This is a genomic window from Bacteroides sp. 1_1_30 (assembly GCF_020982715.1).
Lineage (GTDB): Bacteria > Bacteroidota > Bacteroidia > Bacteroidales > Bacteroidaceae > Bacteroides > Bacteroides xylanisolvens.
The window spans coordinates 1-6,676 of the sequence record NZ_JAJKHN010000151.1; the positions used below are offsets into that span (position 1 = coordinate 1).

Sequence of the window (6,676 nt, forward strand, 5' to 3'; positions counted from 1 at the left end):
ATCTAATAGAGGATAATACTATTTATGTATCATTAAAATATCAAAATTATGGACACGAAAAAATTATTTCGATTATTATTCTTAGTGTTAGGATATTGCCTGACGATGACTTCATGTTCTGATGACAGTAAAACTGACTGGAATCTGGCCCCTTCATTAATAACTCGTTCAGTGGTAACGCCTGACTTCGATTGGGAAAATGCCGATTGGATGCCAACTCCTGCAGGATATGCACGAATACCGGTTCCTTGGATTGGAGCAGGGAGTTTGTCTTCATTTTATGAAACAGATATACTTAATGATTACAAATCTTTTGATGGGTGGGAGATGCTTTACAACGCTTTCAGTTCAGAGGCTTCTAGTATAGTAAATAATCCTTTCTTTGTATTGTATAATAAGTATCGAGGTACAATGAGAATATATTTATATATAACAACACCTTTCGTAGCAACTTCTTCGTATATACAAAATGGTATTTCTGTTATTTCTGCCAAGGAAACATCTATTTTAAATTTTTTAGGACAGCCAGTCCTAGATGCAGTGGCAAAAGATCAGAAAAGCTACGTACAACTACAGCCCGCCCCTATTGATGGTTCAATGCCATTAGCTACTAACAGATGGTATATGATGGAATATGAATTGGCATATGATCAAAATCTTTCTTCTATTCCTTATAATGAAATACGATTTAATTGGTTTTTGAATTACTATAGTGTTTCTAAAATATACTTAGATGGAAAAATGGAAGGAAAGCTTGATGCCATTCTAGGTCAAGGAGCAGTAGATCATTCAAATAAAATGGGAAACATATTACAATCTGATGAATTAAAATCAATAGGGACTGGAATTTTGGCTGGAATTGGACTAAATTCTTTAGAGAGGAACAAAATATCCGATGCTAAAGATGGACAATCAAATAATAAGTTAGGGCTAAAAAATGGGATTTTTAATGCGTTATATAATGGAGTGAGTTCTGCATTAAAGGGATCTACGTCTGGTCTGCCAGGACTTATAGTTGGATTTGTTAGTGGAATTGTGGGTGGAAGCAGCAATAAAGGAATAAATCCTCCGGTAAATTATCAATTGATGACTACAATTTCCTTGTCAGGTACAAGCACAAATAGCGGAGCATTTCCTTCAATGCCAATTTCATTTTGGTTACCAGGAACAGAAAATGTTATAAATGCAACAGGTTATGTTCCATTATATAATAAAATACTGGGAGTCGTGAATTTTAAAGGAAAGCCAGAAATAAAATCTCACGAACAATACTATGAATATCAAGGAGTTGATCCAGAATATGGTGATTATATCAATGAAGTTCATCGCATTGTCTTTGATACAAGTAAAGATTATTCACCTTACTTAGAATTTAATCCAGAAGTAAAGGCCATTGCCGATATACATGTAACAAATCAAGAAATCGTTTTATATTATAACAAAGAGGTTTTATGTAGATCTTTAAAGACATCGTATAATAATGAAAAATATACTTATTGGGAAGAGGGAGTTTATACAGATCACTGGAATACAGATTGGGCTAATTTTAATAAATATGCCGGAGATGTTTGTGTACGTTTTTCCATCAAAATACAACCTAAAAATGGTGCGCCAGTTTCTCATATAATAAAAACATTCAAATTAAAGGAAAATCGCACTTCTGAAGAGTTGGAGTCAATGCCTAATTATTTAAAGCCTAATTACAACGATTATAATTTAGAAAAAGATTATCATCTAATTTTAAAACCTAAAAAATAAAAACATGAAATAAGTTCCGAGTTCTTTGCCCACTTGTTGAAAGGATGAAACACGTTTTGCTTCCTAGTGTATATGTTGCAAGTCACCCTACACAACAGGACGAAAATTACATCGGTCTACCCAGCGGTTATCAAAGAACACTTCAACGACTACATCAGCACTGAAAAAGGAAGAAGTGAGCCGGGAAGTTGCTACATCCAACATGGCACACATTCTGGATTGTGCCAATGTGATGTGTTTCGACGATAACAGCAAGTCTTTCGAAGAGGCTGTAAAGTCGGCAGACGAACCGGAAGAGATTATCGCATTATTCAATCAAGTCACTCTAAGAAAGTTATAAGCAATGAAAAAAGTATGTAATAGAAATATGCTGTTTGCGGCAATCTTATGTCTCCAGCTAAATGTTGTTGCCGCTTTTGGTCAGACTGTTGTGAAAGGCAGTGTGAAAGATAACACAGGTAAGCCTGTCAGCGGTGTAGTAGTAACTGACGGTGCGCATTTTAAAACAACCGACGCGCAAGGAAACTATGTTTTGAACACCGATCCGGCACGTTATCCGATGGTTTACATCTCTACTCCGGCAGACTATGAGCTTCCTTCCAAAGAGGGTGTAGCCGACGGCTTCTATCAATATTTGGATGCGAAGAAAAGCGAGAATCAGTGCAACTTCGTTCTGACCAAACGGCAGAAGCCGGCGGATGAATTTGTATATATCGCCATTTCCGATCCGCAAGTGAGGAACGAGAAACAACTGAACCGCTTCCGCACAGAAACAGTGCCCGACCTGAAACAGACTGCCGACTCGCTAAAGAACTTCGAAATCGTTGGTATGGGACTGGGCGACCTTGTGTGGGATGCCATGAACTTATATGCTCCTTACCGGCAAGCCGTCTCTAATTTAGGTATCACAATGTTCCAACTAATGGGAAACCATGATTTCAACCTGCTCTACAAATCCATGACACAGACGGATCATCCGGCAGACGGATATGGGGAACAGAATTATTACCAGTCGTTCGGTCCGGCCAACTATTCATTCAACATTGGAAAAATCCATGTAATCGCAATGAAAGACATCGACTACGATGGTAATAAGAAATACACGGAACGATTCACACCGGAAGATCTGGACTGGTTGAGAAAAGATTTAAGTTATGTGCCCGAAGGAAGCACCATATTCCTGAACGTACACGCTCCGGTAGCCAACAACACGGTATCGGCCGGTGGAAATGCACGCAACGCCAACGCGCTTTTCCAACTATTAAGACCGTATCAGGTTCATATTTTCTCGGGACACACACATTTCTATGAGAATCAGCAACCTGCGCCTACTATTTATGAACATAATATCGGAGCTGCCTGCGGTGCATGGTGGGCAGGACACGTGAACCGTTGCGGAGCGCCGAACGGTTATCTGGTGGTAGAAGTGAAAGGTGACGATGTGAAATGGCGTTACAAAGCGACAGGCTGTTCTCCCGATTATCAGTTCCGGCTCCACAAGCCGGGAGAATTTGAAAGCCAGAAAGACTATGTGGTAGCCAACATCTGGGATTGGGACAGAACGTATACAATAAACTGGTACGAAGACGGAGTATTGAAAGGTGCCATGCAGGCTTTTGATGATGAAGATCAGGATTATATCAACATGGTGAAAGGAAAGAAAACCGGCTATCATACACGGCATCTTTTCCGGGCACAGCCTGCGAAAGGTACGAAGTCTGTCAAAGTGGTGGTTAAGAATCGTTTCGGAGAAATATTCACGAAAGAGGTGAAATTGTAGGTTCTTCCAGTCTATTTATGGTTCCCCCGAATAATTTGTGAAAATTCAGTAGTATGAATAGAGTTTATACCGATTCATTACGAAAACCAACTTTCGAAAAGAATCGGTGTAAACTATCCTTTTTTCAGACCTGTCTTTTTATATCTTTATAAAGATCCGTTTTTTGTACATAAATCCGGAAAAACGAAACGTTCCACTTTACAAAAACGAAGCGTTTCAAAAAGAGCAAAAACGACGCGTATCAGAAAAACAGTAAGCCCGGTCTATTTTTGCACGGCCGAAACCCACCGTTTCCCTTTCATTTGAACACCTTTTGGACGACTTTAAAATATCGTTCAATAGCCATTGCCGGTTCAAATAAAATCATTATTTTTATACAGTATTAAACTGCCATGCCGGACGCTTCATCAGGTGCCGTGTACAGCATCATATCCGTATACCTGGAGTTATAGTTCACACTTGCATTGAACTCGACTTTCCGGCAGTTCTTGAACGGATTGCCGACGGACGGGTTCCTGCCTATCCAGTCGCACAGTTCTAGGATAGATGACTTGTTCAAGGTGAAGTACACGAACGGATGCCCTTTCAGAACGGTTAGTACATCCAGATAGTCAGCCAGACGCCAGAACATCTTGTAAGTTCCCACTTCAGTGGAAAGGTATGGCGGATCAACCAGGAACACCACACCCGGAACATCCTTGTAACGCTTGAACACTTCCTTGTAGTCTTCGCTGGTTATAGTCAGTCCTCCCAGATAATCCTTTGCTTCGGGATAGTCTGTCTGCCGGATATTATTGTAAAGTGTCTCTTTCTTCATATCTTCCAGAGAGAGCACATACTTCATGGCGAACAACAAGGATGAGGAAATCGTGATATAATCCACGTAGCCGTGCTCTTTTTCCTCCCTCTCAATACGGGCAAACATTTTATCGCGAACCTCCCCGGTTATACGTTTATTTTTGGATTCCCCTTCAGCTATCCGGCGCAAATCGGATAACAGCACATTGGTGGCCGGGATATTCGCAAGCCGGCGGCGATAGTTGTCGAAGTCGTTATAAACAACGGTGGCATCAGGCCTGACACATTTGGTAATATGTGACAGCAGGCCCAAGCCGCCAAACAGGTCCACAAACACGGTGCTGTCCGGGAACTGTCCCAGCACCTTGATAAATTCCTTCGCAAACATGCGTTTCTGCCCCACAAAAGGAAGCGGGGCGGACAAATACATCTTTCTCATTTCATTCTGCCTTAAAACGGCCGCAAAGGTCCCCCAAATAAACGAAAAACAGCGGAAAACATGAACGGTTCCCGCTGCAAGACACATACAGCAAACTACACGTTCAGCCCGAAACGGACGGTCTCGTCACCGGCAAGCAGTGCGCGGGTACCCGGGATGTTGTTCTCGTAGATATGTACATTTCCCAGAAAGAGGGTGATCGACTTCAGGGGAAGTTCTATCTGCCGCGCCATCAGATACAGGTGATAAATATCGGAAGGCAACCCGAGGTTCGCATCGCTGCTGCGCTGGTAGGCAGACAGAACCAGTTCCCCGTCATCCAGCTGGAACTGTACCAGACTCAAGCAGGGTGCCTGATTACTTTCGGCGCCAGTCTCACCCAGGAAAAGCACATAGTTCTTGCTGTTGCGCTTCTCCCGGTTGATTTTCGCCATCAATGGCGGCAGCTTCTCGAAATAGGTAGGATAACTGTTCACCAGGATGGAACCGCAATAATCCCACCAATTGATGCCGGCCTCCCGGTACTTCTCCACGTTACGCTCCCCCTGCATGAACAGCTGGAGCTCGCTACGGAGTTTCTTACGGGCGATATTATGCCCCTCGAATATGTCAAGCAGGTCCGCCGGTGTCAGCGACAACTGCTCATTCAGAAGGTATTGTATGTTTCCCTTCTTGTTGGTCTGTGTCTTTCCCGTGGCAAGAATCTTGTCCAGGATACGGTAATACTTATTCATAGCCATTTCCTTCTTCTAATATTGAAACGCCCTAAAGATAGGGGAAAACAGCACTTCAAACGGCAAAAGACAGCCCGCTCACACTGCAAGCGTCTTGCAGTCGCTCTGAAACCGTTTCACCAGGGTGTAAACCTTACGCTCGCTCACCGAATACTTTTCGGACAGTACGGCCACGGCATACGAGACTTTCTCACCATGATCCAGCAGGCGGGTATAATCCGCATACAGGTCGATATACCGGGCATCTTCCAGACGGATGCCGGCCGCCTGGAGCCTTTTCAGCAACTCCCGGTTAAAGTTTAATATCTCAATCACTTTCATACAACAAAAAAATTATATCTTTGCATCGCCAATCATTTTTTAGACAACAAAAAGCCAGAGCGCGACAGAGGGTATTTGCCCCCGGTCGTGCGCTCTGGCGTACTTGTTGTTCTAAGTGATTGGCGTTACTTTTAACAGGCCGGGGGCTTTTTTTATCCCTCCCCCCCGAAGGGATTGTCAATCATTCAATCCGGTATAATTCCAAATTGAATTTATCCTTCTTTTCCCAGCCTTCAGCCAGAACATTCTGGATATACCTTACCGCTTTCGTATAGAAGTCTTTCAACTCATCTAACCGACTAAAAGTATGGTATTCGGGCTGTTCATCCGAACCAAACTTGAATGTGACCGGTAGGGTTTCTCCGCCCGTCTGAACAGCCAGGTCGTATGCTGCCTTATAGTTGTACTGGTTCTCCGTAGAAAGCCATACAGGGGCACCATTGTACACAAATCCGGATAGGATAGCTGCATCAGTCCGGCTGTTATACCAGGACATAACCAACGAGCGGATTTCCTCGCCGGTAGGTTTATGACTAAACTCCTCTTCCATGTAGGAGGCAGAGCCGTTCTCTTTTTCCTGCACATCCCAGCGGATGCGCCATTTGTCTTTAACCGGATTCGTGCATTCCATCAGCGAAACACCGGCACTTCCTTCAACTCTTTTCATGTAAACACGTATTTGGTTCTACCTTTGCCGAATGTCTCTGTTTTGATGGTCGTTTCAAACGGGAAACCATCCGGCATTTCCTTTACTTGTGCGAGAATGTTTTTCATTTCCTCGCTGTTGGTGAAGAACTTCTTCGCCTCGCCGTTCACTTCGATGGCCACAATACAGCGGTCCTCGCC

General features: G+C 43.1%; 6 protein-coding genes and 2 pseudogenes. 3 read left to right on the forward strand and 5 right to left on the reverse strand.

The features are described 5' to 3' along the window. Positions 1-48 precede the first annotated feature (48 nt). The 3 genes and pseudogenes from LPH68_RS25125 to LPH68_RS25135 all read left to right on the forward strand — a co-directional run bounded on the left by LPH68_RS25125 (position 49) and on the right by LPH68_RS25135 (position 3,538). Positions 49-1,758, forward strand: a complete 1,710-nt coding sequence (locus tag LPH68_RS25125; RefSeq protein WP_008641252.1) for a hypothetical protein — start codon at positions 49-51, stop codon at positions 1,756-1,758. A gap of 157 nt (positions 1,759-1,915) precedes the next feature. Next, positions 1,916-2,098 (forward strand): annotated as a pseudogene (locus LPH68_RS26890) (hypothetical protein); the annotation flags it as partial. 3 nt (positions 2,099-2,101) lie between these two features. Beyond that, complete coding sequence (locus tag LPH68_RS25135; protein WP_009038713.1) at positions 2,102-3,538, forward strand: calcineurin-like phosphoesterase family protein; 1,437 nt, start codon at positions 2,102-2,104, stop codon at positions 3,536-3,538. A gap of 382 nt (positions 3,539-3,920) precedes the next feature. Here LPH68_RS25135 and LPH68_RS25140 read toward each other — a convergent pair whose 3' ends face one another. The 5 genes and pseudogenes from LPH68_RS25140 to LPH68_RS25160 form a co-directional block, all read right to left on the reverse strand. Continuing rightward, positions 3,921-4,775, reverse strand: coding sequence for a DNA adenine methylase (locus LPH68_RS25140; RefSeq protein ID WP_149949501.1), 855 nt, complete (start codon positions 4,773-4,775; stop codon positions 3,921-3,923). Between the two features lie 95 nt (positions 4,776-4,870). Next, positions 4,871-5,515 (reverse strand): thymidylate synthase, encoded by a 645-nt coding sequence (locus LPH68_RS25145; protein ID WP_149949500.1) that lies wholly within the window; start codon positions 5,513-5,515, stop codon positions 4,871-4,873. Between the two features lie 72 nt (positions 5,516-5,587). Beyond that, positions 5,588-5,830: a hypothetical protein gene (locus tag LPH68_RS25150; RefSeq protein WP_149949499.1), complete on the reverse strand. Its 243-nt coding sequence runs from the start codon at positions 5,828-5,830 to the stop codon at positions 5,588-5,590. 181 nt (positions 5,831-6,011) lie between these two features. Then, positions 6,012-6,497 (reverse strand): hypothetical protein, encoded by a 486-nt coding sequence (locus LPH68_RS25155; RefSeq protein WP_149949498.1) that lies wholly within the window; start codon positions 6,495-6,497, stop codon positions 6,012-6,014. Beyond that, positions 6,494-6,676: pseudogene (locus LPH68_RS25160) on the reverse strand (hypothetical protein); the annotation flags it as partial. The gene LPH68_RS25155 and the pseudogene LPH68_RS25160, both read right to left, overlap by 4 nt.

What these genes read in the sequence shown, in the direction of transcription:
- LPH68_RS25125 (WP_008641252.1), top strand. Translation starts at nt 49, where the DNA reads ATGGACACGAAAAAATTATTTCGATTATTATTCTTAGTGTTAGGATAT.
- LPH68_RS25140 (WP_149949501.1), bottom strand. Translation starts at nt 4,775, where the DNA reads ATGAGAAAGATGTATTTGTCCGCCCCGCTTCCTTTTGTGGGGCAGAAA.
- LPH68_RS25150 (WP_149949499.1), bottom strand. Translation starts at nt 5,830, where the DNA reads ATGAAAGTGATTGAGATATTAAACTTTAACCGGGAGTTGCTGAAAAGG.
- LPH68_RS25155 (WP_149949498.1), bottom strand. Translation starts at nt 6,497, where the DNA reads ATGAAAAGAGTTGAAGGAAGTGCCGGTGTTTCGCTGATGGAATGCACG.
- LPH68_RS25135 (WP_009038713.1), top strand. Translation starts at nt 2,102, where the DNA reads ATGAAAAAAGTATGTAATAGAAATATGCTGTTTGCGGCAATCTTATGT.
- LPH68_RS25145 (WP_149949500.1), bottom strand. Translation starts at nt 5,515, where the DNA reads ATGGCTATGAATAAGTATTACCGTATCCTGGACAAGATTCTTGCCACG.